The 25,404-nt window shown below is 68.2% G+C and carries 22 protein-coding genes; 8 read left to right on the forward strand and 14 right to left on the reverse strand.

Annotated elements, in window-relative coordinates:
- Window positions 1-51: 51 nt before the first annotated feature.
- On the reverse strand, window positions 52-828 hold the full coding sequence (locus ACV22W_RS19300; protein ID WP_448021061.1) for an L-iditol 2-dehydrogenase: 777 nt from the start codon (window positions 826-828) through the stop codon (window positions 52-54).
- Between the two features lie 328 nt (window positions 829-1,156).
- On the opposite strand from ACV22W_RS19300, the gene ACV22W_RS19305 reads away from it, so the two are divergent.
- The 4 genes from ACV22W_RS19305 to ACV22W_RS19320 are packed head-to-tail and all read left to right on the forward strand — an operon-like array spanning window position 1,157 to window position 4,260.
- Window positions 1,157-1,618: a Fur family transcriptional regulator gene (locus ACV22W_RS19305; protein WP_059527909.1), complete on the forward strand. Its 462-nt coding sequence runs from the start codon at window positions 1,157-1,159 to the stop codon at window positions 1,616-1,618.
- A gap of 48 nt (window positions 1,619-1,666) precedes the next feature.
- Complete coding sequence (locus ACV22W_RS19310) at window positions 1,667-2,581, forward strand: metal ABC transporter solute-binding protein, Zn/Mn family (protein WP_448021063.1); 915 nt, start codon at window positions 1,667-1,669, stop codon at window positions 2,579-2,581.
- Between the two features lie 13 nt (window positions 2,582-2,594).
- On the forward strand, window positions 2,595-3,485 hold the full coding sequence (locus ACV22W_RS19315) for an ABC transporter ATP-binding protein (protein WP_448021065.1): 891 nt from the start codon (window positions 2,595-2,597) through the stop codon (window positions 3,483-3,485).
- The gene (locus ACV22W_RS19320) at window positions 3,478-4,260 is read left to right on the forward strand and encodes a metal ABC transporter permease (RefSeq protein ID WP_448021067.1); all 783 of its coding nucleotides are present in this window, start codon (window positions 3,478-3,480) and stop codon (window positions 4,258-4,260) included. Before ACV22W_RS19315 ends, ACV22W_RS19320 begins: the two co-directional genes overlap by 8 nt.
- Window positions 4,261-4,363: 103 nt before the next feature.
- On the opposite strand, the gene fghA is transcribed toward ACV22W_RS19320, so the two are convergent.
- The 3 genes from fghA to ACV22W_RS19335 are packed head-to-tail and all read right to left on the reverse strand — an operon-like array spanning window position 4,364 to window position 6,896.
- Window positions 4,364-5,212 carry an S-formylglutathione hydrolase gene (fghA, locus tag ACV22W_RS19325; RefSeq protein WP_448021068.1) on the reverse strand — a complete coding sequence of 283 codons (849 nt, stop codon included), beginning with the start codon at window positions 5,210-5,212 and terminating at the stop codon, window positions 4,364-4,366.
- 15 nt (window positions 5,213-5,227) lie between these two features.
- Complete coding sequence (locus tag ACV22W_RS19330) at window positions 5,228-5,497, reverse strand: hypothetical protein (protein ID WP_448021069.1); 270 nt, start codon at window positions 5,495-5,497, stop codon at window positions 5,228-5,230.
- Window positions 5,460-6,896 carry a xylulokinase gene (locus ACV22W_RS19335; RefSeq protein ID WP_448021071.1) on the reverse strand — a complete coding sequence of 479 codons (1,437 nt, stop codon included), beginning with the start codon at window positions 6,894-6,896 and terminating at the stop codon, window positions 5,460-5,462. The genes ACV22W_RS19330 and ACV22W_RS19335 overlap by 38 nt, the downstream gene beginning before the upstream one ends.
- A 450-nt stretch (window positions 6,897-7,346) precedes the next feature.
- Between ACV22W_RS19335 and ACV22W_RS19340 the strand changes: the two genes are divergently transcribed.
- On the forward strand, window positions 7,347-8,723 hold the full coding sequence (locus ACV22W_RS19340; protein WP_059527937.1) for a nucleobase:cation symporter-2 family protein: 1,377 nt from the start codon (window positions 7,347-7,349) through the stop codon (window positions 8,721-8,723).
- A 261-nt stretch (window positions 8,724-8,984) separates the two neighbouring features.
- On the opposite strand, the gene ACV22W_RS19345 is transcribed toward ACV22W_RS19340, so the two are convergent.
- Genes ACV22W_RS19345 through ACV22W_RS19355 form a run of 3 tightly spaced genes read right to left on the reverse strand, consistent with a single transcriptional unit; the run spans window position 8,985 to window position 15,001 of the window.
- Window positions 8,985-10,508: an efflux transporter outer membrane subunit gene (locus tag ACV22W_RS19345; RefSeq protein ID WP_448021072.1), complete on the reverse strand. Its 1,524-nt coding sequence runs from the start codon at window positions 10,506-10,508 to the stop codon at window positions 8,985-8,987.
- Window positions 10,508-13,708, reverse strand: coding sequence for an efflux RND transporter permease BpeB (gene bpeB, locus ACV22W_RS19350; protein WP_448021074.1), 3,201 nt, complete (start codon window positions 13,706-13,708; stop codon window positions 10,508-10,510). The genes ACV22W_RS19345 and bpeB overlap by 1 nt, the downstream gene beginning before the upstream one ends.
- Before the next feature lie 15 nt (window positions 13,709-13,723).
- Window positions 13,724-15,001, reverse strand: coding sequence for an efflux RND transporter periplasmic adaptor subunit (locus ACV22W_RS19355; RefSeq protein WP_448021076.1), 1,278 nt, complete (start codon window positions 14,999-15,001; stop codon window positions 13,724-13,726).
- Window positions 15,002-15,397: 396 nt separating this feature from the next.
- Here ACV22W_RS19355 and ACV22W_RS19360 point away from each other — a divergent pair, with 396 nt between their 5' ends.
- Window positions 15,398-16,039, forward strand: a complete 642-nt coding sequence (locus tag ACV22W_RS19360) for a TetR family transcriptional regulator (RefSeq protein WP_448014016.1) — start codon at window positions 15,398-15,400, stop codon at window positions 16,037-16,039.
- 118 nt (window positions 16,040-16,157) lie between these two features.
- Here ACV22W_RS19360 and ACV22W_RS19365 read toward each other — a convergent pair whose 3' ends face one another.
- On the reverse strand, window positions 16,158-16,811 hold the full coding sequence (locus ACV22W_RS19365) for a cysteine hydrolase family protein (protein WP_448021078.1): 654 nt from the start codon (window positions 16,809-16,811) through the stop codon (window positions 16,158-16,160).
- Between the two features lie 152 nt (window positions 16,812-16,963).
- Here ACV22W_RS19365 and ACV22W_RS19370 point away from each other — a divergent pair, with 152 nt between their 5' ends.
- Window positions 16,964-17,965 (forward strand): helix-turn-helix domain-containing protein, encoded by a 1,002-nt coding sequence (locus ACV22W_RS19370; RefSeq protein WP_448021080.1) that lies wholly within the window; start codon window positions 16,964-16,966, stop codon window positions 17,963-17,965.
- Between the two features lie 53 nt (window positions 17,966-18,018).
- Here ACV22W_RS19370 and ACV22W_RS19375 read toward each other — a convergent pair whose 3' ends face one another.
- The 6 genes from ACV22W_RS19375 to ACV22W_RS19400 all read right to left on the reverse strand — a co-directional run bounded on the left by ACV22W_RS19375 (window position 18,019) and on the right by ACV22W_RS19400 (window position 23,380).
- Window positions 18,019-18,729, reverse strand: a complete 711-nt coding sequence (locus ACV22W_RS19375) for a CoxG family protein (protein WP_448021082.1) — start codon at window positions 18,727-18,729, stop codon at window positions 18,019-18,021.
- A 28-nt stretch (window positions 18,730-18,757) separates the two neighbouring features.
- Window positions 18,758-19,117 (reverse strand): DUF427 domain-containing protein, encoded by a 360-nt coding sequence (locus ACV22W_RS19380; protein WP_448021084.1) that lies wholly within the window; start codon window positions 19,115-19,117, stop codon window positions 18,758-18,760.
- Window positions 19,118-19,249: 132 nt separating this feature from the next.
- Window positions 19,250-19,687, reverse strand: coding sequence for a carboxypeptidase-like regulatory domain-containing protein (locus ACV22W_RS19385; protein ID WP_448021086.1), 438 nt, complete (start codon window positions 19,685-19,687; stop codon window positions 19,250-19,252).
- Window positions 19,688-19,781: 94 nt separating this feature from the next.
- The gene (locus ACV22W_RS19390) at window positions 19,782-21,266 is read right to left on the reverse strand and encodes a DegQ family serine endoprotease (RefSeq protein ID WP_448021088.1); all 1,485 of its coding nucleotides are present in this window, start codon (window positions 21,264-21,266) and stop codon (window positions 19,782-19,784) included.
- A 101-nt stretch (window positions 21,267-21,367) separates the two neighbouring features.
- Entirely contained in the window at window positions 21,368-22,714 is a 1,347-nt protein-coding gene (locus ACV22W_RS19395) for an ATP-binding protein (protein ID WP_448021090.1), read from the reverse strand.
- A gap of 3 nt (window positions 22,715-22,717) precedes the next feature.
- Window positions 22,718-23,380, reverse strand: coding sequence for a response regulator (locus tag ACV22W_RS19400; RefSeq protein ID WP_040141750.1), 663 nt, complete (start codon window positions 23,378-23,380; stop codon window positions 22,718-22,720).
- Window positions 23,381-23,563: 183 nt separating this feature from the next.
- Between ACV22W_RS19400 and dacB the strand changes: the two genes are divergently transcribed.
- Window positions 23,564-25,096, forward strand: coding sequence for a D-alanyl-D-alanine carboxypeptidase/D-alanyl-D-alanine endopeptidase (gene dacB / locus ACV22W_RS19405; protein ID WP_448021092.1), 1,533 nt, complete (start codon window positions 23,564-23,566; stop codon window positions 25,094-25,096).
- Window positions 25,097-25,404 lie beyond the last annotated feature (308 nt).

The raw sequence follows: 25,404 nt of genomic DNA on the forward strand, positions 1-25,404 counted from the left end.
GCGGCCGCGCGCGGCGCGGACGCCCGGGTTGCGCGTGCGAGCGGCGCCATGTCAGCTCATCCAGTTGCCGCCGTCGACGTTCAGCGTCTGGGCGGTGATGTAGTCGGCGTCGGCCGACGCGAGGAACAGCGCGGCGCCGGTCAGGTCGCCCGGCACGCCCATCCGGCCGAGCGGCACGGCTTCGCCCACGAGCCGCTTCTTCTCGCCGAGCGGCCGGTTCTCATAGCGCGCGAACAGCGCATCGACCTGCTCCCACATCGGCGTGTCGACCACGCCCGGCGCGATGCCGTTGACGTTGATCCGGTGCGGCGCGAGCGCGAGCGCGGCCGACTGCGTGTAGCTGATCACCGCGGCCTTGGTTGCACAGTAGTGCGAAACGAGTGCCTCGCCGCGCCGCCCCGCCTGCGATGACATGTTGACGATCTTGCCGCCGCGGTCCTGCTCGACCATCCGCTGCGCGACGGCCTGCATCAGGAAGAACAGCCCTTTCACGTTGACCGCGAACAGCCGGTCGAACACGTCCCAGGATTCGTCGAGGATCGGGCGCATGTCGAACAGCGCCGCGTTGTTGAACAGGATGTCGACGCCGCCGAAGCGCTCGATGGCGGTCGCGACGATGCGCTCGATGTCGTCGCGGCGCGTGACGTCCGCGGTGACGGCCACCGCGCGGCCGGGGTTCGCCTCGATCAGCCGTGCAAGCGAACCGCTTGCCGGCTTCACGTCGACCAGCACGCAGCGCGCGCCTTCGTCCAGGTAGCGCTGCGCGACCGCTTCGCCGATGCCGCTTGCCGCGCCCGTCAGGATCGCGACCTTGTCTTCCAGTCTCACTGGTTGTCTCCGGTTCGTTCTGCTGTGCGAAGGCAGCGAGGTGAGCGAACGCTCGCCGACCGATCAATTGCTCTGTTGTTGGTCGAATGATCGGATACGCGATTCATGCTGTCAAGGCGGCACGGCGGCTTTCGATGATGCGCTGCGGCACGGACGCCCCGAGCGCCACCGGGAGAGCCGCGCCTGGCAACGCGCGGCGCGCTGGGTGCGGCGCGGCTGAAACGGCGATGAAGGGGACGGAGCCGGTGCGCGAGGTGGAATTCGGGCTGCACGGCGAGAAGATACGTTATATCATCGCGATACTTCGTTTCATTGCCTGCTTCACGCCATGGCCACCTCATCGCCCATCGACGCCCGGCTGTCCCGGGCCGACGCATTCGCCGCCGAGCACGGGCTCGCGTGGACGCCGCTGCGCCGCCAGGTCTACGAACGCGTGCTGGCCGCGCAGCGCCCGATCGGCGCGTACGACCTGCTCGCCGAGCTCGAGCCGCAGCGCGGCCGCGTGCCGCCGACGACCGTCTATCGCGCGCTGGATTTCCTCGTCGAGCACGGCTTCATCCACCGGATCGAATCGAAGAACGCGTTCTTCGCGTGCTGCGAGATCGGCGTGCCGCACGAAGGCCAGTTCCTGATCTGCGACTCGTGCGGCGAGACCGTCGAGATTCCGGGCAGCGACCTCGCGAAACAGCTGTCCGCGAGCGCGCCCGCGCACGGGTTCGAAGTCCACCACCAAGTCGTCGAGCTGAACGGCCTGTGCGGGCACTGCAAGGGCAAGCCCGCGCAACGCTGACACCGCACACGCGCGGCGCACGCGCCGCCCCTTCCAACGAGGAGTTTCATGTCCATTGCCCTGAAGCGCGCGCCGCGGCGCGCCCTGCCGCTTGCCCGTCTGTTCGCCGCCGCGGCCGCCGCGCTGTCGATCGCCGCACCTGCCTTCGCGCAGGCCGCGACCGTCAACGTGGTCGCCGCCGAGAATTTCTATGGCGACGTCGCATCGCAGATCGGCGGCCGCCACGTCGCGGTGACCAGCATCCTCAGCAATCCCGACCAGGATCCGCACCTGTTCGAAGCGAGCCCGAAGACCGCGCGCGCGCTGCAGCACGCGCAGGTGGTGATCTACAACGGCGCGGACTACGATCCGTGGATGGGCAAGCTGCTCGGCGCGTCGAAGCAGGTGAAGCGCGCGACGATCGCCGTCGCGGATCTCGTCGGCAAGAAGGCCGGCGACAACCCGCACCTGTGGTACGACCCGGCGACCATGCCGGCCGCCGCGCGCGCGATCGCGGCCGAGCTGGGCCGCGCCGATCCGGCGAACAAGGCCGACTACGACGCGAACCTGCAGAAATTCATCGCGTCGCTGAAGCCCGTCGACGACAAGGTCGCCGCGCTGCGCGCGCAATACAAGGGCGTGCCGGTGACGGCCACCGAGCCGGTGTTCGGCTACATGTCCGACGCGATCGGCCTCGACATGCGCAACCAGCGCTTCCAGCTCGCGACGATGAACGACACCGAAGCCAGCGCGCAGGACGTCGCCGCGTTCGAGAACGACCTGCGCAAGAAGCAGGTGCGCGTGCTGATCTACAACAGCCAGGCCGAAGCGCCGATGACCAGGCGCCTGCTGAAGGTCGCGCGCGACAGCGGCGTGCCGGGCGTGAGCGTCACCGAGACGCAGCCGGCCGGCAAGACCTTCCAGCAATGGATGGCCGGCCAGCTCGACGCGCTCGCGGCCGCGCTTTCCGCCAGCAAGAAGTGACCCACGCGACGCCATGACCGACACTCCCCACGCACTCGCTCTCGATCGCGTCACGCTCGAACTCGGCGGACGCACGATCCTTCGCGACGTGAGTTTCTCGATCGAACCCGGCGAATTCGTCGGCGTGCTCGGGCCGAACGGCGCGGGCAAGACGACGCTGATGCGCGCGGTGCTCGGTCTCGTGCCCGTCACGGGCGGCACGCTGTCGGTCGGCGGCGTGCCGGTCGCGCGCGGCAACGCGTCGATCGGCTACATGCCGCAGATCAGGAGCGGCCTCGCGAATCGCCGGATGCGCGGCTACGACTTCGTCGCGATGGCCGCCGACGGCCACCGCTGGGGGCTGCCGCACACGAATGCCGCGACGCGGCGTGACGTCGACCGCGTGCTCGACCTCGTCGGCGGCCCGGCGCTCGCGCGCCGGCCGCTGTCGGAGCTGTCGGGCGGCGAACGGCAGCGCCTGCTGCTCGCGCAGTGCCTGCTCGGCAGCCCGAAGCTGCTGCTGCTCGACGAACCGCTGATCAGCCTCGATCCAAACCACCAGCGCGGCGTCGTCGAACTCGTGCGCAAGGTGCAGCGCGAACTCGGCATTACCGTGCTGTTTTCCGCGCACGAACTGAATCCGCTCCTGAACGCGCTCGACCGCGTGCTGTATCTCGGCAACGGCGTCGCGGCGCTCGGCACCGTCGACGAGGTCATCACCAGGCCGGTGCTGTCGCGGCTCTACGGCTCGCCGATCGACGTGATGCGCGTGAACGGCAAGATCTTCGTGATGTCGGGTGACGTCGAAATCGAAAAGCACGATCACGAACACGAGAACGACGACGGCCACTCGCACGGCGGTGGCGGCGGCCACGGCCATCACCACCACGGACACGCTCATCCCGGGCATTCGCACGATGTTTGAATACGACTTCATGATCAACGCGTTCGCCGCGTCGGGGATCGTCGCGGTGCTCGCGGGCATCGTCGGCTACTTCCTGGTGCTGCGCGGACAAACCTTCGCCGGCCACGCGCTGTCGCACGTCGGCTTCACCGGCGCGACGGGCGCGGTGCTGCTCGGCATCTCGCCGATCTGGGGGATGGTCGGTTTCACGCTCGCGGCCGGGATCGGCATGGGCGCGCTCGGCGAACGGCTCGCGGGCCGCGACGTCGCGATCGGCGTGATCCTGTCGGGCGCGCTCGGGTTCGGCCTGCTGTTCCTGCACTTCTACACGTCGTTCGCGACGCAGGTCACCGCACTGCTGTTCGGCAACGTGCTCGCCGTCAGCCACGACACGCTCGCGGTGCTGGCCGGCATCGGCGCGGTGAGCCTCGTCGCGCTCGCGCTGATCGCGCGGCCGCTGCTGTTCGCGTCGCTGCAGCCCGAACTGGCCGAAGCCAAGGGCGTGTCGCTGCGCACGGTGTCGATGCTGTTCCTCGCGGTATGCGCGCTCGCGGTGGCCGCGGCGACGCAGATCGTCGGCGTGCTGCTCGTGTTCACGCTGCTGGTCGGGCCGGCCGCGGCCGCGCAGAATCTGTCGACGCGACTGTCGACCGGCGTGCTGCTCGCCGCGCTGTTCGCGCTGTTCGAAGCGTGGGCCGGGATCGCGCTCGCGTATCACACCGACTGGCCGACGAGCTTCTGGATCACCGCGCTGTCCGCGCTCGTGTATGGCGCGAGCCTGTTGCGGCGACGCTGATCGTCGAGTGGCGAAAACCAAAACGCCGGCGTAGCCGAAAGGTCGCCGGCGTTTTTGCATGCGCGTGCGACGCGCGCCGCGGGTCACGCGTGCCGCACCCCGCTTACAGTGCGAGCACTCGCGCATGATGCGCAACGTGATCGGCGATGAACGTCGAGATGAAGTAGTAACCGTGGTCGTAGCCCGCATGACGGCGCAGCGTCAGCGGCTGGCCGGCCTTCGCGCACGCGGCTTCGAAGACGTCGGGGTTCAGTTGGTTCGCGAGGAACTGGTCGGCCAAGCCCTGATCGACGAGGATGCCGTCCGCGAACTTCGGCGCATCCGCGCGCGCGACGAGTTCGCTCGCGTCGTGCTGCTTCCACGCTTCGCGATCATCGCCGAGGTACCCCGAGAACGCCTTTTCGCCCCACGGGCAACGCGTCGGCGCGGCAATCGGCGCGAACGCCGACACCGACCGGTACAGGTCGGGGTGACGCAGCGCGAGCGTCAGCGCGCCGTGCCCGCCCATCGAGTGGCCGAAGATCCCGAGCCGCGCGCCGTCGATCGGCAGTTCGGTCGCGACTAGCTCGCGCAACTCGCCCGTCACGTACGACTCCATCCGGTAATGCGTCGACCACGGCGCTTGCGTCGCGTCGACATAGAAGCCCGCGCCGACGCCGAAATCCCACGCATCGGCCTCGCCCGGCACGCCCGCGCCGCGCGGGCTCGTATCGGGCATCACGAGCGCGAGGCCGTGCTGCGCCGCGTACTGCTGCGCGCCGCCCTTGATCGCAAACGTCTCCTCGGTGCACGTGAGCCCCGCGAGATAGAACAGCGCCGGCACGCGACCGTGCGCCGCTTGCGGCGGCAGGTACACCGAGAACTTCATCGGCAGGCCGATCGCCTTCGAATCGTGGCGATAGAAGCGTTGCTCGCCACCGTGGCAAGCATGCGAAGAAACGAGTTCGAGCATGGGGTTCCCTTCCGTTCAATACAGCACGATCGGGCGAATCGATTCGCCCTTCTTCATCGGGTCGGCGGTGCCATGGAGCGTCTCGAGCGCCAGCGCGTGCGTGATCAGGTCGAGCCGCGCCGCGCAACACGGCGATACCGTGGCGTGCCCGTCATGATCCCCGATCCCGCCGCCCGGCGCGTGCGTGAAACAGCCGCCGGCTTGCCGCGACGCGTCACCGCTGTCCCGACAGGACACGTGCCCGAGTTTAAACGCCGGTCGTGAACCACGCATCCGTTCGCGCATACAGATCGACGAAACGCGCGTGGCGCGCGCCCAGCGCGCGATCGTCGTGCGGTGCGGCGACGGGCGACGCGGTCGGCGCCAGCATGCGCAGCGCGTCGTCGCGCCAGTGTCCGATCGCGACGCCCGCGAGCAGCGCGGCACCGCGCGTCGCGGCATTCGGGCAATCGACCGCGTCGAGCGACGCACCGAGCGCATCCGCGAGCAGCTGGCGCCAGCGCGGATCGACCGAGCCGCCACCGGCGAGGCGCAGCGTCGTCACCGGATCGGCCCGATTCGCATCGCGGATCGCATCGAGCCCCGCACGCAACGCGAACGCAACGCCCTCGAACGCGGCGCGCATCATCGCGCCGCGCGTGTCGCCGAGGCCGAGACCGAGCCAGCCGCCGCGCGCGTCGGGATTCATCCACGGCGAACGCTCGCCCGTCAGGTACGGCAGGAAGCAGAGCCGCTCCGACGCCGGCTGAGCGAACGCGTCGTCGTACGCATCCGGCCAGCGCGGATAACCGAGCCAGCCGCGCACGGCTTCGAGCGCGAGCCCGACGTTCTGCATCGCGGCCATCGTGTAATAGCCGCCGCCAGCCGCCGTGCGATAACGGTGCAGCCCGCGCCGTGCGGGCGGCAACGCATCCGCGAGCACGACGATCTGGCCGCCGCTGCCGGTGGTCAGCAGCGCGTCGCCGGCCACGACGAGCCCGCTGCCGAGCGCCGCGCACGCGGTATCGGCCGCCCCCGTCGCGAGCGGCACGCTGGCCGGCAGCCTGAGTGCCGCCGCCGCCTTCGCATCGAGCACGCCGCAGCGCGCACCCGACGCCCGCACCGGCGCGAACCGGTCAACGGGCAAGCCGAGCGTGTCGATCAGCGCCGTATCCCACGCGCCGTCCGGCGTCGCGAGCGCGGTCGCGCATGCGTCGCTCGGGTCGGCCGCGACCTCGCCGCCCAGCGCGACGCGCAGCCAGTCCTTCGGCTGCACGGCCCAGCGTGCGTCCCGCAACGCCTGCGGTTCGTGTGCGGCCACCCAGCGCAACAGGGGGCCCGCCATGCCGGGCGCGACCGGATTCGGCGCGCTCGGCCAGTCGGCCGCGTCCGCTTCGCGCGCCGCACGCGTATCGGGCCACAACAGCGCGGGCCGCACCGGCTGCCCGGCCGCATCGATCACCACGACGCCATGCATCTGGCCGGAGAAGCCGATCGCCGTGACCTGCGCGCGCTCGCCGGCCGGCAGCCGCGCAGCGGCGCGCACGAGCGCCTGCCACCACACGTCGGGGGCAATTTCGGCCCAGCCGGGCTGCGGCGACGACAACGCATAGGGTTCGCTCGCAACCGCGCGCTCGACGCCATCGGCATCGAGCGTGACGAGTTTGACGGAGCCGGTACCGAGATCGATTCCGAGCAGGCGCATGACGGGTTGGCGTATTCGAGTGAACGGATGTCGATGATAGCGGCATTGCGACATGCGGCCCGATTTGCGCGGCGATTTTGACGCCCTGGCGACGCGATAAAACGAAGCCGCGGACGACCGGTTTCACCTGGCTGCACATCGCGTGCCAAAACGGCCGCCAGCGGGTTAACCCGGCACGATTTTCCGCCGGTCGTTTTTTCCACTATGCCGCTGTCGCGATACACACCATAAAGCCGCCGATATTTGACATGGGGGCCCGCACTATTTTGAAGGGCTATAAAACCGGGGAACCTCACTCCAGCGGCGTTTCCCGATGATCGACACCCTGTTTCATGCCGAAATGGCATATCGAACCAGCAAAGAACGGAATAGAACCCAGCGCTCTTGTTGCGATGTTCCATTCCGCATAACTTCGTATCACCCCGAAAACAAGATCATGGAGTGAGACAGATGCAATCGAACACGGTCCATCCGTGCGATGAGGTGCTGCCGACCGGCAAGCTTGTAACGCTTGGTCTCCAGCACGTCCTCGTCATGTACGCCGGCGCCGTCGCCGTGCCGCTTATCGTCGGCGGCGCGCTGAAGCTGCCGAAAGACCAGATCGCGTTCCTGATCAGCGCCGATCTGTTTTCGTGCGGCATCGCCACGCTGATCCAGACGCTCGGCCTGTGGATCTTCGGGATCCGCCTGCCCGTCATCATGGGCTGCACGTTCGCGGCCGTCGGCCCGATGATCGCGATCGGCACCAACCCCGGCCTCGGCATACTCGACATCTTCGGCTCGACCATCGCGGCCGGCATCATCGGCATCGTGCTCGCGCCGATGATCGGCAAGCTGTTGCGGTTCTTCCCACCGGTCGTCGTCGGCACCGTGATCGCGGTGATCGGGCTGTCGCTGATGGAAGTCGGGATCAACTGGGCGGCGGGCGGCGTCGGCAATCCGGAATACGGCAGCCCCGTCTACCTCGGCCTGTCGCTGCTCGTGCTCACGCTGATCCTGCTGATCAACAAGTTCGGCCGCGGCTTCCTCGCGAACATCTCGGTGCTGCTCGGCATCGTCGCCGGCTTCGTGATCGCGTTCGCGATCGGCCGCGTGAATACCGACGGCGTCGCGCACGCACCGTGGGTCGGCTTCGTGATGCCGTTCCACTTCGGCCTGCCGCACTTCGACCCACTGTCGATCGCGACGATGGTCACGGTGATGTTCGTCACGTTCATCGAATCGACCGGCATGTTCCTCGCGGTCGGCGACATGGTCGATCGTCCGGTCAACCAGGAGCGCCTCGTGCGCGGCCTGCGCGTCGACGGCCTCGGCACGCTGATCGGCGGCATCTTCAACTCGTTTCCGCATACGTCGTTCTCGCAGAACGTCGGCCTGATCGGCGTGACGGGCGTGAAGAGCCGGTACGTCTGCGCGACGGGCGGCGTGATCCTGGTGCTGCTCGGCCTGTTCCCGAAGATGGCGCAGGTCGTCGCCTCGGTGCCGCCGTTCGTGCTCGGCGGCGCAGGCATCGTGATGTTCGGGATGGTGGCCGCGAACGGCATCAAGGTGCTGTCGAAGGTCGACTTCGTGAACAACTCGCACAACCTGTTCATCGTCGCCGTGAGCGTCGGGATGGGCCTCGTGCCGGTCGTGTCACCGCACTTCTTCTCGAAGCTGCCGCCCGCGCTCGCACCGATCCTGCACAGCGGCATCCTGCTTGCGTCCGCCTCCGCCGTGATCCTGAACATCGTGTTCAACGGCGTGAAGGGCGAGAAGGATGCACGTTGCGAAATCCGCCGCGCAGGGCACGACTTCGACGGACGCCCGGCCGACGCGCATCACTGATCGATCCGACCCGGATGCGCCGGAGCATGGCGCGATACGGGAGAGGAAAAACGCCACGGCTTGCCGTGGCGTTTTGCTTTGCGGCGAGTGATTGGGCGACGATAGCGGTGGTGCCGGCGATGACGATCCGCAGTCGCGGCTTACCCAAACCGGTCGCAAAAAAAAAAAACGCCACGGACTTTCGTCCGTGGCGTCGTCGCATCCCGGAGACCGCGACTTCAGCGAACCGGAGCGGTCGCCCGCCCCTGCCCGCCTTCGTGCTTACCCGTTCGTCGCCGCTGCCGACGCAGGCGCCGGTGCGGCCGCCTTGTCGTAGTCGACCGTTTCGTCCGGTGCGCGCGGCGTCTCGCCGGCGCGCTGGATCCAGCCGCCGCCCAATGCGCGGTACAGCGTGACCAGGTTCGTCCAGCGTGCCAGACGTGCGCTGATCAGCGACTGCTGCGCCGAGTACAGGTCGGTCTGCGCGGTCAGCACCGACAGATAGCTATCGACACCGTTCTTGTAGCGCAGGTCCGACAGGTCGAAGCGACGCTGCTGCGCGTGCTCGTTGCGCTCGAGCGCGGCGATCTGCTGATCGTACGTGCCGCGTGCCGCCAGCCCGTCCGACACTTCGCGGAACGCCGACTGGATCGCCTTCTCGTAGTTGGCGATTTCGATGCGCTTCTGCACGTTCGCGAGGTTCAGGTTCGCGATGTTCTGCCCGCCTTCGAAGATCGGCATCGTGATCTGCGGCGCGAACGACCACGCCGCCGTGCCGGCCTTGAACAGGCCGCCGAGCGTCGGGCTGCCGGTGCCGAACGCGCCGGTCAGCGAGATGCGCGGGAAGAACGCCGCGCGTGCCGCGCCGATGTTCGCGTTCGCGGCCAGCAGTGTCTGCTCGGCCTGCATCACGTCCGGACGACGCGTCAGCAAGTCGGAAGGCAGACCGGCCGGCACGTCCGTCAGCAGGTTCTGCGCGTCGAGCGGCATGCCCGCCGGCAGATCGTCCGGCAGCGGCTCGCCGATCAGCAGCACCAGCGCGTTCAGCGCCTGCGCACGTGCACGCGCCTGCGCCTGCTGGTTCGCGAGCGCCGTCTCGACGACCGTCTGCGCCTGACGCAGCTCGAGCTCGGAGCCCGTGCCGTTGTCGAACTGCAGCTTCGTCAGGTCGTACGACGCCTGTGCCGTCTTCAGCGTGTTCTCCGTGACCTGCAGCAGATCATCGGTGGACAGCAGCGTCAGGTACTGGTCAGCGACCTGCGACACGAGCGAGATCTCGGCCGCCTGCCGCGCATACGACGTCGACAGGTACTGCGCGAGCGCCTGGTCCTTCAGGCTCTGCACGCGACCGAACAGGTCGAGTTCCCACGACGCGGAAACGCCGACGTTGTAGGCGCGCGAAATATACGGCGCCCCGGTCTGCGACAGGCCCTGCGGCACGCGCTGGATGCTGCCCGTGCCCGTGCCGTCGAGCGTCGGGAACAGGCCCGCGCGCGTGATCTGGTACTGCGCGCGCGCCGCCTCGATGTTCAGCACCGACACGCGCAGGTCGCGGTTGTTCTTCAGCGCGATCTCGATGAGCCGCTGCAGGCGCGGATCGACGAAGAATTCGCGCCAGCCGATGGCGGTCGCCGCCTGGCCGTTCGCGCTGCGCGCGCCGGCAGCGCCCGGCTGCGTCGCATAGACGCCGCCGGCCGGGTACGCCTGCGCGACGGGCGCGTCGGGCCGCGTGTAATGCGGCGCCATCGTGCAGCCCGTGGCAAAGAGCGCGACCGCGATTGCAGTCAAAGCGTGTTTTTGCATCATCACTGTCCCTTGTTGCCTTCGTCGCCGTTGCCCGGCTTCTCTTCGTGGTGCGAGTGCTCCTGAGCGAGACGCAGCGCCTGGTCGACGTCTTCCTTCTCGCCGCTGAAGATCGCGCGAATCTTCACGAAGAACATCGGGATCATGAAGATCGCGAGGAACGTCGCCGTGATCATCCCGCCGATCACGCCCGTGCCGATCGCGTGCTGGCTCGCCGAACCGGCGCCGTTGCTGATCGCGAGCGGCATCACGCCGAGAATGAACGCGAGCGACGTCATCAGGATAGGACGCAGCCGCAGGCGTGCTGCTTCCAGCGCGGCCTCGATCGGCCCCATCTTCTCCGTCATCTGCAGTTCGCGCGCGAACTCCACGATCAGGATCGCGTTCTTCGCGGACAAGCCCACGGTGGTCAGCAGGCCGACCTGGAAGAACACGTCGTTCTCGAGGCCGCGCATCGTCGCCGCGAGCAGTGCGCCGATCACGCCGAGCGGCACCACCATGATCACCGAGAACGGGATCGACCAGCTTTCATACAGCGCCGCGAGACACAGGAACACGACGAGGATCGAGATCGCATACAGGATCGGCGCCTGCGAACCGGACTGGATTTCCTGGAACGACAGGCCGGTCCACGAATAGCCGATACCGACCGGCAGCTTCTTCGCAAGCCCTTCCATCGCGGTCATCGCCTGGCCGGTCGACTTGCCCGGCGCGGCCTGACCCTGGATTTCCATCGCCGACACGCCGTTGTAGCGCTCGAGCTTCGGCGAACCGTACGTCCAGTGGCCGGTCGCGAACGCGCTGAACGGCACCATCCCGCCCGACCCGTTGCGCACGTACCAGATGTTCATGTCCTCCGGCGTCATCCGGAACGGCGCGTCGGCCTGCACGTACACCTTCTTGATCCGGCCGTCGGTGTCGAGGAAGTTGTTCACGTACTTCGACGCCCACGCGATCGAGAACGTCTGGTCGATCGCATCCGCCGTCACGCCGAGCGCATTCGCCTTCTCTCGGTCGATATCGACCTTGTACTGCGGCGTGTCGTTCAGGCCGTTCGGGCGCACGCCCTGCAGCGTCGGATCCTTCGAGGCCATCCCGAGCAGCTGGTTACGCGCGGCCATCAGCGCGTCGTGGCCGAGACCGGCGTTGTCCGTCAGCTCGAAGTCGAAGCCCGCGGCCGTACCGAGTTCGGGAATCGACGGCGGGTTGAACGGGATCACGATCGCGTCCTTGTAGCCTGCGTAGCGACCGAACATCCGCCCGATCAGCGCCTGGACCTTCTGGTTCGCATGCTGACGCTGCGAGTAGTCCTTCAGCTTCACGAACACGAGACCGGAGTTCTGGCCGCGGCCCGCGAAGCTGAAGCCGTTGACCGTGAACGCCGACTCGACGATTTCCTTCTCGTCCTTCAGCAGGTAGTCGGAAATGTTCGCGAGCGTCTTCGCGGTCGTTTCCTGCGTCGAGCCCGACGGCGTCTGCACGATCACGAACATCAGGCCCTGGTCTTCATCCGGCAGGAACGACTTCGGCAGGCGCACGAACAGCAGGCCGACCGCGACGATCACGACCAGGTAGATGATGAGCCAGCGGCCCGAACGCTTGATCACGTGGTGCACGCCGACGTGGTACTTGTCGCGGCTGTTGTTGAACGTGCGGTTGAACCAGCCGAAGAAGCCCTTCTTCTCTTCGTGATGCCCTTGCGGGATCGGCTTGAGGATCGTCGCGCACAGTGCGGGCGTCAGAATCAACGCGACCAGCACCGACAGCACCATCGCCGACACGATCGTCAGCGAGAACTGACGATAGATCGCGCCGACCGAACCGCCGGAGAACGCGACCGGCACGAACACCGCCGACAGCACCAGCGCCACGCCGACGAGTGCGCCGGTGATCTGGCCCATCGCCTTGCGGGTCGCCTCCTTCGGTGACAGGCCCTCTTCCGCCATCACGCGCTCGACGTTCTCGACCACCACGATCGCATCGTCGACCAGCAGGCCGATCGCGAGCACGAGGCCGAACATCGACAGCGTGTTGATCGAGAAGCCCACCAGCGACATGATCGCGAACGTGCCGAGCAGCACCACCGGCACCGCGATCGTCGGGATGATCGTCGCCCGCAGGTTCTGCAGGAACAGATACATCACGAGGAACACGAGCACGATACCTTCGAGCAGCGTCTTGACCACTTCCTCGATCGACAGCTTCACGAACGGGGTCGTGTCGTACGGATACTTCACGACGAGGCCGTGCGGGAAGAACGGTGCGAGCTCGTCGATCTTCGCGCGCACGGCTTTCGCGGTCGCGAGCGCGTTCGCGTTGGTCGCGAGCTGGATACCGAGTGCCGCGGTCGGCTGACCGTTGTACTTCGTGTCGAAGTTGTAGTTTTCGCCGCCGAGGCCGATCTGCGCGACGTCCTTCAGGCGAACCTGCGAGCCGTCCTGGTTGACCTTCAGCAGGATGTTGCCGAACTGCTCGGGCGTCTGCAGCAGCGTCGATTCGGTGATCGTCGCCTGCAGCACGGTGCCCGGCTTGGCCGGCGTGCCGCCGATCTGGCCGCCCGCGATCTGCACGTTCTGCGCGGTGATCGCCGAGCTCACGTCGACCGGCGTGAGGCCGTAGTTCGTCAGGCGGGTCGGGTCGAGCCAGATCCGCATCGCGTACTGCGAGCCGAACAGCGTGACGGTGCCGACGCCGTTCAGCCGGCTGATCGGATCCTTCACGTGCGACGCCACGAAGTTCGCGAGGTCGTACTTGTTCATGCTGCCGTCTTCGGAGTTGAAGGCGAGCACCAGCAGGAAGCTGCTGCTCGACTTCGTCACCGACAGGCCGAGCTGTTGCACGACCTGCGGCAGAACCGGCGTCGCGAGCGACAGCTTGTTCTGCACCTGGACCTGCGCGATGTCGGCGTTGGTGCCCGGCGCGAACGTCAGCGTGATCGTCGCGTTGCCCGAGTCGTCACTGGTCGACGACATGTACAGGAAGTTGTCGAGACCGCTCATCTGCTGCTCGATCACCTGCGTCACCGTGTCTTCCACCGTCTTCGCGGAAGCGCCCGGGTAGTTCGCGGTGATCTGGATCGATGGCGGCGCGATCGTCGGATACTGCGCGATCGGCAGCGTGAAGATCGCGGCGACCCCGGCCAGCATCAGGATGATGGCGATCACCCACGCGAAGATCGGGCGATCGATAAAAAACTTTGCCATGAAACAGGCTCCCTGTTATTGCGCGCTCGAAGCAGCGGCAGCACTCGCCGGCGCGGCGCCCGATGCGGCGGCACCGGACGCGGCGGCGGCGCCGGAACCGGCGGCAGCCGGCGCGGCGGTGGCAGCGGCGACACCCGATGCGGCGCCTGCCGCCGGTGCGAGTTGTGCCTCGACCGACTTCACGGTCGCGCCCGGACGCACCTTCTCGACGCCCTGCACGATCACGTGATCGCCCGCCTGCAGACCGCCTTCGACGATCCAGTTCTGGCCGCGCATGCCCGACGTCTTCAGCTGACGCGGCTCGACCTTGTTGCTCGCGTTCACCACCATCGCGATCGCCTGGCCCTTCTGGTCATGCGTGACACCGATCTGCGGCACCAGGAATGCGTTCTCGTTCACGCCTTCCTCGATCCGCGCGCGCACGAACATCCCCGGCAGCAGCACGCGGCCCGGGTTCGGGAAGACCGCGCGGATCGTCACGGAGCCGGTTGCCTGGTCGACCGTCACGTCGGAGAACTGCAGCTTGCCGGCTTCCGAATACGTCTTGCCGTCCTCGAGGATCAGCGACACCTTCGCCGCGCCCGGGCCGCTCGTCTTCAGGCGGCCGCTCTGCACGTCCTGGCGCAGCTTCAGCCCATCGAGGCTCGATTGCGTGAGGTCGACATACACGGGGTCGAGCTGCTGCACCGTCGACATCAGCGTCGCCTGGCTCGCCTGCACGTAAGCGCCCGGCGTCACTTGCGAAATGCCGACGCGGCCCGTGATCGGCGAGACCACGTCCGTGTAGCCGAGGTTGATCTGTGCGGTATCGACCGCCGCCTTGCCGGCCGCGACGTCCGCCGCGGCCTGCCCCTGGGTGGCCACCGCGTTGTCGTAGTCCTGCTTGCTGACCGCGTTCGCGGCCACGAGCACCTTGTAGCGCGCGACCAGTGCGTTCTGCGTGACGAGGTTCGCCTGCGCCTTCGCGAGCGTCGCCTTCGCGCTGTTCAATGCCGCGATGTACGGTGCCGGATCGATCTTGTAGAGACGCTGGCCAGCCTTGACGTCGGTGCCTTCGGTGAATTCACGGCGCAGCACGATGCCGTCGACCCGCGCGCGGACCTGCGCGACGAGGAATGCGCTGGTACGGCCCGGCAGTTCGCTGAAGATGGGCACGGCTTGCGGCTGGACGGTGACGACGCCGACTTCCGGCGTTTGCGGCGGCGGTGCCGATTCTTTTTTTCCGCATGCAGCCAGGAAAACCGCGGCTGCCGCGACAGTGATCAAGCGGTATGGAACCCGTTCGACGCGCATGGAGCGACCTCTGTGTGTAACCAATGGAATAAGTGCAGCACCCGACGGGAGCGCAACACGGATGCGCCTCGCGGCGCAGATCGAACACCTGAATTACTGGACTGCTGGATACAGCATCGGCACGAGACCTCCATGCCGACGAGATGCCGCGAACTGCGGACTGGTACTTTGGCGGGAATCAGCAGAGTGGGATATTAACTGATTGCCACTTTGGTCATTCGATCGTAGGGTGGTATTGTATATACATTCACGAATGTATGTAAAAAGCCCGCTCGCCCTTCGCCAACCGCTAGGTCTTACGAATTATTACCAGTCGCAAGCATAGCCCGTCCGCACAGCGACGACGAGGGTTACGGACCCTATATTCACCTACGATCGATCCATTCAGGCCTGCACATGGTCAGACGCACCAAGGAGGAGGCGCTCGAGACGCGCAACCGCATTCTCGACGCCGCCGAACACGTGTTCTTCGAGAAGGGCGTGTCGCACACGTCGCTCGCGGACATCGCCCAGCACGCCGGCGTGACACGCGGCGCGATCTACTGGCATTTCGCGAACAAGAGCGAGCTGTTCGACGCGATGTTCGACCGCGTGTTCCTGCCGATCGACGAGCTCAAGCGGATGCCGCTCGACGCGCCCGGCGGCAATCCGCTGGAGAAAATCCGCAGGATCCTGATCTGGTGCCTGCTCGGCGTGCAGCGCGACTCGCAGTTGCGGCGTGTGTTCAGCATCCTGTTCATGAAGTGCGAGTACGTCGCGGACATGGAGCCGCTGCTGCAGCGCAACCGCGCGGGGATGAGCGAGGCGCTGCACGCGATCGATGCCGATCTCGCGGGCGCCGTGCGGCTCAAGCTGCTGCCCGAGCGGCTCGACACATGGCGTGCGACGCTGATGCTGCACACGCTCGTCAGCGGTTTCGTGCGTGACATGCTGATGCTGCCCGACGAGATCGACGCCGAGCAGCATGCGGAACAGCTCGTCGACGGCTGCTTCGACATGATGCGTTACAGCCCGGCGATGCTGAAGACGGGCGACTGAGCGGCGGCCCCTCCGCCGGCGCGCCGCGCGCCGTGGCATCGCGACCGGCCGGTCGATCCGGCCACGCGCGGGCGGCAGCGCCGCTCCGCCCGATCGCTCCCCTGCTCTCCAGAATCGCTCAGGCCGCCTTCGCGCGTCGCGCGCGGGCCCGCCGGTTCGACGCGGCCACCGAATCGCGCGCCTGCATCGCCGCGCCGCCGAGTCCCGCGATCCATGCATCGGTCGACATCACGGCCGCGAAACTCGACTGAAACACCACCGTGTACGCGCGGTGAATCTCTTCGGCACTCGCCGCACCCGCTTCGTTCTCGTACGGCAACGCGCCGGTCGCGTCCTCCAGATACTCGACGGCGAGCCCCGCGTGCGCCGCGTGATAGACCGTCGACGCATTGCAGTTGTGCGTCATGTAGCCGGCGACCGCGAGCGTGTCGATGCCGCGCGCGTCGAGCCATGCGGCGAGATCGGTGCCGGCGAACGAACTGGCCTGCGCCTTCACGATCAGGTGCGCATACGGCCGGTCGGCGACGACCGGATGCAGCGCGACGCCGTCCGTGCCCGGCGCGAAGATCGGCGCACCCGCCGGCGCGACGTGCTGCACGACGATCACGGGCACGCCGGCCGCGTGCGCGGCGTCGATCGCGCGGCCAATGTTCGCCAGCGATGCGTCGACGGGCGGATATTCGATCGGCAGGTTGCCGGTCACGTATTCGTTCTGGACATCGATCACGATCAGCGCACGGCGGGAAGCGGAAGGCAATTGGGCATTCGACATGGGAGGCTCCGGTTTCGGCGGCGCCGCCCCGCTCCGGAACGGGGCGGCCAGCAGCGCGATGCGATGCATTGTCGGATCGCATCGCGCAGGCGGACAGTGGCCCGATAGCCATTCTTCGATAAAATCGGGCCATCGCAATTCCGGAGCCCGTCATGCGCGCCGCCGCGTCGTCCGTTGCCCGTGCCCCGACCATCGTCGCCGTGATCGCGTACGACGGCATCAGCCCGTTCCATCTGTCGGTGCCGTCCGTCGTGTTCGGCCAGGAACGCGATGCGGCCGCGATGCCCGCGTTCGAGTTCCGCGTGTGCTCGGCCGAGCGCGGCCCGCTGTCGACGACGGGCGGCTTCACGATCACCGCGCCGCACGGGCTCGAGGCGCTCGACGACGCGGACATCGTCATCGTCCCGGCATGGCGCGACCCCGACGAAGCACCGCCTGACGCGCTGGTCGATGCGGTCCGCGCGGCCGCCGCACGCGGCGCGCAGGTCGTCGGCCTGTGCCTCGGCGCGTACGTGCTCGCCGCGGCCGGGCTGCTCGACGGGCGCCCGGCCACGACGCACTGGGCGTGGGCCGACGACTTCGCGCAGCGCTTTCCGCGCGTGAAGCTCGACCCCGACGTGCTGTACGTCGACGACGGCAACCTGATGACATCGGCCGGCACGGCCGCGGGGCTCGACTGCTGCCTGCACGTCGTTCGGCGGCGCTTCGGCTCGGACGCCGCGAACCAGATCGCGCGCCGTCTCGTGATCCCGCCGCACCGCCAGGGCGGGCAAGCGCAATACGTGCCGCAGCCGGTCGCCGCGCATCCGCGCGACGCGCGGCTCGCGGGTCTGCTCGACTGGGTGCGCGCGCATCTGGACATCGCGCACAGTGTGGATTCGCTCGCCGAACGCGCGCTGATGAGCCGGCGCACGTTCACGCGCCACTTCCGCCAGGCGACGGGCACGACCGTCACCGCGTGGCTGCAGGCCGAACGGCTCACGCGCGCGCAACATCTGCTGGAAACCACGGGACACTCGATCGACGCGATCGCACAGGCGGCCGGGTACGGCTCGAGCGTGTCGCTGCGCCAGCATTTCGCGGGCGCGCTCGGCACGTCGCCGTCGGCCTATCGGAAGGAATTTCGCGGCACCGGGCCCGATGCGCGGCGCTAATGACCGCCGCGCCGCCGGCGCTCGACCGGGCAGCACGGTGGCACGCCGGCCGCTCAGACGCCGTTGATCCAGCGCGCCGCATACAGCAGCAGCGCGACGAACACGACGATCGCCGCCCACGCCCAAATGGGCAGCGGGCCGGATTCGCGATGATGCACGGCACTCGCGATGCGGCCGCTCAGCGCGCCGCCGAGGTGCGGCGGCAGCGGACGCTTCGCCGCGGCCACCAGCGACGCGGGCCGCAGAAACACGTGCTGGCGACGCTGCGGGCTCGAACGCGCGCGGTTCGGCACGAGACCGTGCTTCGCCTGCACGACCGCGCAGAATTCGCGGAAGAAATCGTCGGTCCACGCGTGCAGCGCATTCTCGATCTGCCGCGCCGGCAGTTCGGCGAGCGGCCCGCTCGCCGTCGCCCACACCACGTATTCGATGCGCGTCGCGGCCGCGTCGTCATCGTCCGGCCGCAGCACCAGTTCGACCTGCCCGCGCAGCGCGCCGAGGCCGTCGGCCCGCGCCTTGAAGTTGAGTACGCGGCGCGGCTGGCCTTCCGCGTCGCCCTGCTCGCTCGCCGAATGCGCACGCACGTCGTAGCGCGCACGCAGCGGGCCGAGCGGCACCGTGATGGTCAGCGCGAACTCGCCGTGCGCATGCTTCACGAACGACTCGCAATGGTCGAAGCTCGCCCGCAGCAACGCGAGATCCTCGAGGGCCTCCCGCACGACGGCCGGCGGGAGCGGTACGCGTAACGTGTCGTTCAGTTCCATGATGCCTCCCCGATGAACCCGCGCCGCATCAGGACGTCTCGATGAGACTGTCGACCCGCGCGACATCGAAGGCGACGTAGTGCGCCAGCGCGGACGCGGTCTCCCCCGGCTCCTCGTAACTCCATGCGGCGTTCTCGATCACGCCGTCTTCCGTCTGCAGGTTGAAATACACGGCACGGCCCCTCAGCGGACAATCCGTCGTGACACTCGACTTCACGAGCCGGTGCATGTTGACGTCGCCGCGCGGCAAGTAATGGATGTCCGGCAGGCCCGTTTCGCGCACGGTCAGCGCGCCGTGCGAATCGGCATACGTGATGCCGCGATGGATCACACGCACGCGATGGCGGTTCGGCACGATTTCGAGGCGAGGGTCGGCAGCATCGGACATCGTTTCTCCTCCGGACGGCGGCCCCGGCGGGCAAGCCGGGCGCAGGAAACGAAAAAGCCACGGCACAGATGCCGTGGCTCTCATTATGGGCGAAACCGCCTCCGATTGCGCGGCCTGGCCGCGCCCGATACGCTACTGCGCACTCCACTGGAACGCGGCCTTCGCCCCGCCCTTCGCACCGACCGTGACCGCGCGCGATTCATCGCTGCCCTGGTACGACGCATGCACGGTGTACCGCCCAGGCGGCAGCTTCACGAGCATGTACGGCCCGCGCGCGTCCGTCGTCAGCAGCTCGGTGCCCTTGCCGTCGACGATCCGCACATGGACGTCGGCCAGATATTCGCCGCCCTTGCCGGTGAAGCGCAGTGCGAGCGGCCACGCTGCTTCGTTCTGCTCGAATGCCGTCGATTGATCCTTGCCGATGCCGCCCGACACGTAGCTGACATCGCCCTGCTGGCTCGCCGCGGGCAAGCCGTCCGATTGTGCGTACGCGCCGGGCGCGGCGACGGCAAAGCCGGCGGCCAGCGCCGCGGCGACGGCAAATCGGGACACGTTGCGTAGATATTGCATGGCTCCCTCCTTTTCGGGTCGGAACACAGCACCACGGGCCGAACGCCGGCAGCGCCCGCCAAGGCCGGCGAAGCCGACCCGCAGCGGCCGCCGGTCAGCTCAGGTCGACCGGCACGAAGATCTGTGCATTATCGCGCTGGATCAGGAGAGCAAGACTGTTGCCCGCTCCCTTGACCGCGTCGCGCAACTGCTCGGGGCTCGTGACCGGCCGGCCGTTCACCGCGAGGATCACGTCGCCGGGCTGGATGCCCGCGCTGGCTGCCGGGCCGCCGGCCTGCTGCACGATCAGCCCGTGCGACAGGCTGGTGGCGCTGCGCTCCTGCGGCGTGAGCGGACGCACCGCGACGCCGAGGCGCCCCTGCTCGACGGGACCGCCGTCGTTGGAGGCCAGCTTCGCATCGGACATCGCGCCGAGCGTCACGCTGATCGACTTCTTCGACTTGTCGCGCCACACCTGCAGATCGACCTTCGAGCCCGGCTTCAGGTTCGCGATCTGTGCGGGCAGCGACGTGGAGTCGGCAACCGGCGAGCCGTTGACCGCGAGGATCACGTCGCCCGGCTGCAAGCCCGCTTTCGCGGCCGGGCCGTTCGGGTCGACCGAACTGACGAGCGCGCCGTCCGGCTTCTGCAATCCGAACGAGCTCGCGAGCGTCTGGTTCAACCCCTGCACGGCGACGCCAAGGCGGCCGCGGCTCACGTGGCCCGTCTTCACGAGCTCGTCCTTGACCTTGATCGCCTCGTTGATCGGGATCGCGAACGACAGGCCCTGGAAGCCGCCCGTCTGCGAATAGATCATCGAGTTGATGCCGATCACCTCGCCCTGCAGGTTGAACAGCGGACCGCCCGAGTTGCCTGGGTTGACCGGCACGTCGGTCTGGATGAACGGCGTGTAGTTCTCGTCGGGCAGCGAGCGCGATTTCGCGCTGATGATGCCGGACGTGACCGTGTTGTCGAAGCCGTACGGCGAACCGATCGCGACGACCCACTGGCCGACCTTGCTCTGTGCCGGGTCACCGATCTTCACCGTCGGCAGGCCGCTCGCGTCGATCTTCAACACCGCGACGTCGGACTGCTTGTCGGCGCCGACAACCTTCGCCTTGTACTCGCGCTTGTCGGTCAGCTTGACCGTGACGACGTTCGCGCCGTCGATCACGTGGGCGTTGGTGAGGATGTACCCGTCCGCGCTGACGATGAATCCCGAACCAAGGCTCGCGCTCGGCTGGTCGTCCGGCTGCGTGTCGCCGCCCATGCCCGGCACCTGGCCGTAGAAGTGCTTGAAGAACTGGTAGAACGGATCGCTCGGATCCATCGGCAGCTGCGGCTGCTGCACGCGCCGCGACACCTGCTTCACGACGTGCTTCGCGCTGATGTTCACGACCGCCGGGCCGTAGGTTTCGACCAGCCCGGAGAAATCGGGAATGCCGGTCTTCGCCGCGGCCTCGGCCGGCATCAGCGCGGCGGCCTGCGCGGGCGTGATGATCTGCGGATCGGCGCGGCGAGTGCCTGCGACATAGCCGGCGGACAGGGCAGCCGCCACGGCGACCGCGACGGCGCCGCGTGCAAGGAATCGGGTGTTCATCGTAGGACCTCCTCTTTGTTAGGACGCAGCGTAACGACCCTGACTTAAAGGAGGCTTAATCGACCTTAAACGGGGCTTAGGCCACCGCTGGCCGCCGTTCGTCACACGGATTCGGATGTCTGCGGCACCTGCGCCGGCATCTCGGCGTCGCGGAACACGACGCTCACGAGCAGGCCGCCCGCGGCCGCGTCGCCGAGCGTCACCGTCGCGCCCTGCTGCGCCGCGACGCGCTTGACGATCGCCAGCCCGAGCCCGCTGCCCGACACGTCGGCGCGCGCCCGCGCGGAACTGTCGCGGTAGAAGCGGTCGAACACGCGCTCGCGCTCGTCGGCCGGGATGCCGGGGCCGCTGTCGCCGATCTGCACGCATACGCGGCCGCCCGCGTCGCGAGTCAGCGATACGTCGATGCGGCCGCCGTCCGGCGTGTACTTCACCGCGTTGTCGAGCAGGTTGCCGAACATCACGCGCAGCGCGCCGACATCCGCGACGACGGTCGCCGCGCTGCTCTCCTCGAAGCCGAGATCGATGCTGTGCCGTTGCGCGAGCGGTGCATGCGCGGCCACGCATTCCACGAGCAGCGCCTGCAGGTCGACCGGCTCGCGCATCGTCGCGCCGTCCGGTTCGGCGCGCGCAAGCGCGAGCAACTGCTCGGCGAGGCGCGTCGCGCGCGTGACACCGGCCTGCAGATCGGCGACCGCCTCGCGGCGCGACGTGTCGTCCTTCGCGCGCGCGACGAGCTGCGCCTGGATCTGCACGGCCGCGAGCGGCGTGCGCAGTTCGTGCGCGGCATCGGCGACGAAGGCCTTCTGCGTATCGAGCGCCGCCGACAGCCGCGCGAGCAGCCCGTTCAGCGCACGCACGAGCGGCTGCACCTCGAGCGGCAGACGCGCATCGGGCAACGGATCGAGCGCTTCGGGCCGGCGCGCCTCGACCGCGCGCGTCACGCGGCCGAGCGGCGCGAGCCCGCGCCCGACGATCACCCAGACCGCCGCGCCGAGGAACGGCAGCAGCACGATCAGCGGCCACAGCGTGCGCAGCGCCACGTTCGCGGCGAGCCGGTTGCGCACCGACAGCGGCTGCGCGAGCTGCACGACGTTGTCGCCGACGATCGCGCCGTACACGCGCCATTCGCCGCGATCGGTGCGCTCGGTCGAGAAGCCGAGCTCCGCGCGCGGCGCGATCGGCGCACGCGGATGCGAGAAGTACATCAGCACGCCGTTGCGGTTCCAGATCTGGATCACGATGCCTTCGTCGCCGTTGGTGCGCGAACCGAACACCTGCGAGAACGGCTCGGATGGCAGCGCCGCGGCGATTTCCTGCAGCTGGTAGTCGAACAGCTCGTTCGCCTCGGCGAGCGCCTGCCGGTAGATGAGCCAGCCCGCGGCGCCCACGCCCGCGACGACGATCGCGAGCAGCCAGATCAGCAATTGATGACGAATCGACCTCACGCGTCAGCTTTCCTTGACGACCATGTAGCCGAGCCCGCGCACGTTGCGGATCAGGTCCGAGCCGAGCTTCTTGCGCAGCGCGTGGATGTAGACCTCGACCGTGTTGCTGCCGATCTCCTCGCCCCAGCCGTACATCTTTTCCTCGAGCTGGCTCTTCGACAGCACCGCACCGGGCCGCGCGAGCAGCGCCTCGAGCAGCGCGAACTCGCGCGCGGACAGCGCGACGGGCGCGCCGTCGAGCGTCACCTGGTGCGACGCGGGATCGAGCGTCAGCGCGCCGTGACGGATCAGCGACTCGCTGCGCCCCGCCTGGCGGCGGATCAGCGCGCGCATCCGCGCGCCCAGTTCGTCGAGATCGAACGGCTTGACGAGGTAGTCGTCGGCGCCCGCGTCGAGCCCCTTCACGCGATCGGCCACCGCATCGCGCGCGGTGACGATCAGCACCGGCAGCGACAGCCCGCGCGCGCGCAAAGTGCGCAGCACGTCGATGCCGTCGCGCTTCGGCAGGCCGAGGTCGAGCAGCAGCAGGTCGTACGTCTCGCCGCCGAGCGCCGTGAGCGCGGCGTCGCCGTCCTGCACCCAGTCGACCGCGAAGCCGTCGGCGCGCAACGCCTTGCGTACGCCCTCGGCAATCATTCGATCGTCTTCAACAAGCAGAATCCGCATCGGAGCTGGAACCCATCGGGCGAGTGAAACATGGCGACCATTGTAGCGCCGCGAAACGCGTGCGCCCCGTGCAATGCAACAGAAAGGCGGATTGCAAGGGACGTGTGCGCACTTGTCTCTACAATGTGCGCTCCGGCGCCGCGCGCGCCCTGCCCGAATCCCGTGCTTTTCCCGTTTTCGCCCATGCCGATTTACGATCTTTCCGCCCGGTTCGCCCCTCGCGCCCGCCCGTTCCTGCGCGCGGCCGCGGTCGTCGCCACCTGCACGGCCCTTGCGTTCGCACCGTCCGCGCAGGCGCGCAAGAAACCCCACAAGGAAGCACGCAAGACCGCCGTCGTGTCGCCCGCCGCGCGGGCGGCCGGCCTGCCGGCGTCCGTGCTCGTCGCGCTGCAGCGCGCGAAGGTGCCGGCATCGGCGATGAGCGTCGTCGTCGAGCGCGTCGGCGACCCCGAGCCGCTGATCGCATGGAATGCGAACCGACCGATGATGCCCGCGTCGACGATGAAGCTCGTCACGACCTTCTCGGGCCTGTCGATCCTCGGCCCGGACTACCGCTGGCGCACGACCGCGTATGCGGACGGCCCGGTCGATCCGGACGGCACGCTGCAGGGCAACCTGTACATCAAGGGCACCGGCGATCCGAAGCTCGTACCGGAGGAACTGATCGACCTCGTCGACAAGATCCGCAAGGCCGGTGTCAAGCGCGTCGCCGGCGGCCTCGTGCTCGACAAGAGCTATTTCGCCGCGTCGACGCGCGACCTGCCGTCGTTCGACGATGACGCGAGCGCACCGTACAACGTCGGCCCCGATCCGCTGCTGTATGCGTTCAAGGCCGTGTCGTTCACGGTCACGCCGGGCGACGACGGCAAGATCGCCGTCGACGTGCTGCCGCCGCTCGCGAACCTGTCGATCGACAACCAGCTGTACGAAGGCACCGGGTCGTGCGGCGCGGCTGCCGCTGCCGCGCGCCCGACGCTGTCGGCCGGCGGCGGGATCATGACTGCGTCGTTCGCGGGCGACTATCCGCTGCGCTGCGGCGCGCACACGACCAACCTCGCGATCCTCGATCACACGACGTTCTTCGCGCGCGGCTTCCTCGCGCTGTGGCAGCAGGACGGCGGCACGATCGCGGGCCCCGTCAGCGAAGGCAAGGTGCCGACCGCCGCGCGCCCGCTCGCCGTCCATCACAGCCCCGTGCTCGGCAGCATCGTCTACGACATCAACAAGTTCAGCAACAACGTGATGGCGCGCAACCTGTTCCTGACGATCGGCGCGGCCGCCGGCAAGCCGCCAGCAACCCCCGAGCAGTCGAGCCGCGTGATTCACGCGTTCCTGCAGAAGAGCGGCGTCGCGATGCCCGACCTCGACCTCGAGAACGGCTCGGGCCTGTCGCGCGAGGAGCACGTGAGCGCGCAGTCGCTCGCCGCGCTGCTGCAGGCCGCGAACGCGAGCCCCGTCGCGCAGGCGTTCATCGATTCGCTGCCGATCGCCGGCATCGACGGCACGATGAAGAACCGCCTGACCAACGCCGGCGTGCTCGGCAACGCGCACATCAAGACCGGCACGCTGCGCGACGTGCGCGCGATCGCGGGCTACGTCGCGGGCGCCGACGGCCAGAGCTACATCGTCGTCAGCTTCATCAACGACGATCACGCGGAAGCCGCGCGCGCCGCGCACGACACGCTGCTCGAGTGGATCTACGCGGGCGCGCACTGACGACGCACTCGCCGCGACGCGGCGCACGCATGTCCGGCTGTCCGCTTGCGTCGATCACGGCAAGACGCCCCGCCCCCGGGGTTTCGCCCCGCGCGGTTTGAAACGGCCTCGGCCGCCGGCGCACCGCGCACGGGCCGGCAGCCGTACCCCAAAAACGGGGCCGCACCGCGCGGCCCTGTTGCGCATGACTTCCGTAGAAACCCTGTCCTCAAGAAAACGCCGGCCCGCCCCAAGTTTTCTTGCCCCCTCGGGGGGCCTGACGCGAAGCGACAGGTTTGGGGGCGCTCTGAGGGAACCCTCTACGCTGC

The sequence above is a fragment of the Burkholderia sp. AW49-1 genome (assembly GCF_053427845.1).

What these genes read in the sequence shown, in the direction of transcription:
- ACV22W_RS19340 (WP_059527937.1), top strand. Translation starts at nt 7,347, where the DNA reads ATGCAATCGAACACGGTCCATCCGTGCGATGAGGTGCTGCCGACCGGC.
- ACV22W_RS19385 (WP_448021086.1), bottom strand. Translation starts at nt 19,687, where the DNA reads ATGCAATATCTACGCAACGTGTCCCGATTTGCCGTCGCCGCGGCGCTG.
- ACV22W_RS19310 (WP_448021063.1), top strand. Translation starts at nt 1,667, where the DNA reads ATGTCCATTGCCCTGAAGCGCGCGCCGCGGCGCGCCCTGCCGCTTGCC.
- ACV22W_RS19345 (WP_448021072.1), bottom strand. Translation starts at nt 10,508, where the DNA reads ATGATGCAAAAACACGCTTTGACTGCAATCGCGGTCGCGCTCTTTGCC.
- bpeB (WP_448021074.1), bottom strand. Translation starts at nt 13,708, where the DNA reads ATGGCAAAGTTTTTTATCGATCGCCCGATCTTCGCGTGGGTGATCGCC.
- ACV22W_RS19390 (WP_448021088.1), bottom strand. Translation starts at nt 21,266, where the DNA reads ATGAACACCCGATTCCTTGCACGCGGCGCCGTCGCGGTCGCCGTGGCG.
- ACV22W_RS19320 (WP_448021067.1), top strand. Translation starts at nt 3,478, where the DNA reads ATGTTTGAATACGACTTCATGATCAACGCGTTCGCCGCGTCGGGGATC.
- ACV22W_RS19360 (WP_448014016.1), top strand. Translation starts at nt 15,398, where the DNA reads ATGGTCAGACGCACCAAGGAGGAGGCGCTCGAGACGCGCAACCGCATT.
- dacB (WP_448021092.1), top strand. Translation starts at nt 23,564, where the DNA reads ATGCCGATTTACGATCTTTCCGCCCGGTTCGCCCCTCGCGCCCGCCCG.
- ACV22W_RS19380 (WP_448021084.1), bottom strand. Translation starts at nt 19,117, where the DNA reads ATGTCCGATGCTGCCGACCCTCGCCTCGAAATCGTGCCGAACCGCCAT.
- ACV22W_RS19335 (WP_448021071.1), bottom strand. Translation starts at nt 6,896, where the DNA reads ATGCGCCTGCTCGGAATCGATCTCGGTACCGGCTCCGTCAAACTCGTC.
- ACV22W_RS19370 (WP_448021080.1), top strand. Translation starts at nt 16,964, where the DNA reads ATGCGCGCCGCCGCGTCGTCCGTTGCCCGTGCCCCGACCATCGTCGCC.
- ACV22W_RS19375 (WP_448021082.1), bottom strand. Translation starts at nt 18,729, where the DNA reads ATGGAACTGAACGACACGTTACGCGTACCGCTCCCGCCGGCCGTCGTG.
- ACV22W_RS19365 (WP_448021078.1), bottom strand. Translation starts at nt 16,811, where the DNA reads ATGTCGAATGCCCAATTGCCTTCCGCTTCCCGCCGTGCGCTGATCGTG.
- ACV22W_RS19315 (WP_448021065.1), top strand. Translation starts at nt 2,595, where the DNA reads ATGACCGACACTCCCCACGCACTCGCTCTCGATCGCGTCACGCTCGAA.
- ACV22W_RS19330 (WP_448021069.1), bottom strand. Translation starts at nt 5,497, where the DNA reads ATGCGCGAACGGATGCGTGGTTCACGACCGGCGTTTAAACTCGGGCAC.
- fghA (WP_448021068.1), bottom strand. Translation starts at nt 5,212, where the DNA reads ATGCTCGAACTCGTTTCTTCGCATGCTTGCCACGGTGGCGAGCAACGC.
- ACV22W_RS19305 (WP_059527909.1), top strand. Translation starts at nt 1,157, where the DNA reads ATGGCCACCTCATCGCCCATCGACGCCCGGCTGTCCCGGGCCGACGCA.
- ACV22W_RS19355 (WP_448021076.1), bottom strand. Translation starts at nt 15,001, where the DNA reads ATGCGCGTCGAACGGGTTCCATACCGCTTGATCACTGTCGCGGCAGCC.
- ACV22W_RS19400 (WP_040141750.1), bottom strand. Translation starts at nt 23,380, where the DNA reads ATGCGGATTCTGCTTGTTGAAGACGATCGAATGATTGCCGAGGGCGTA.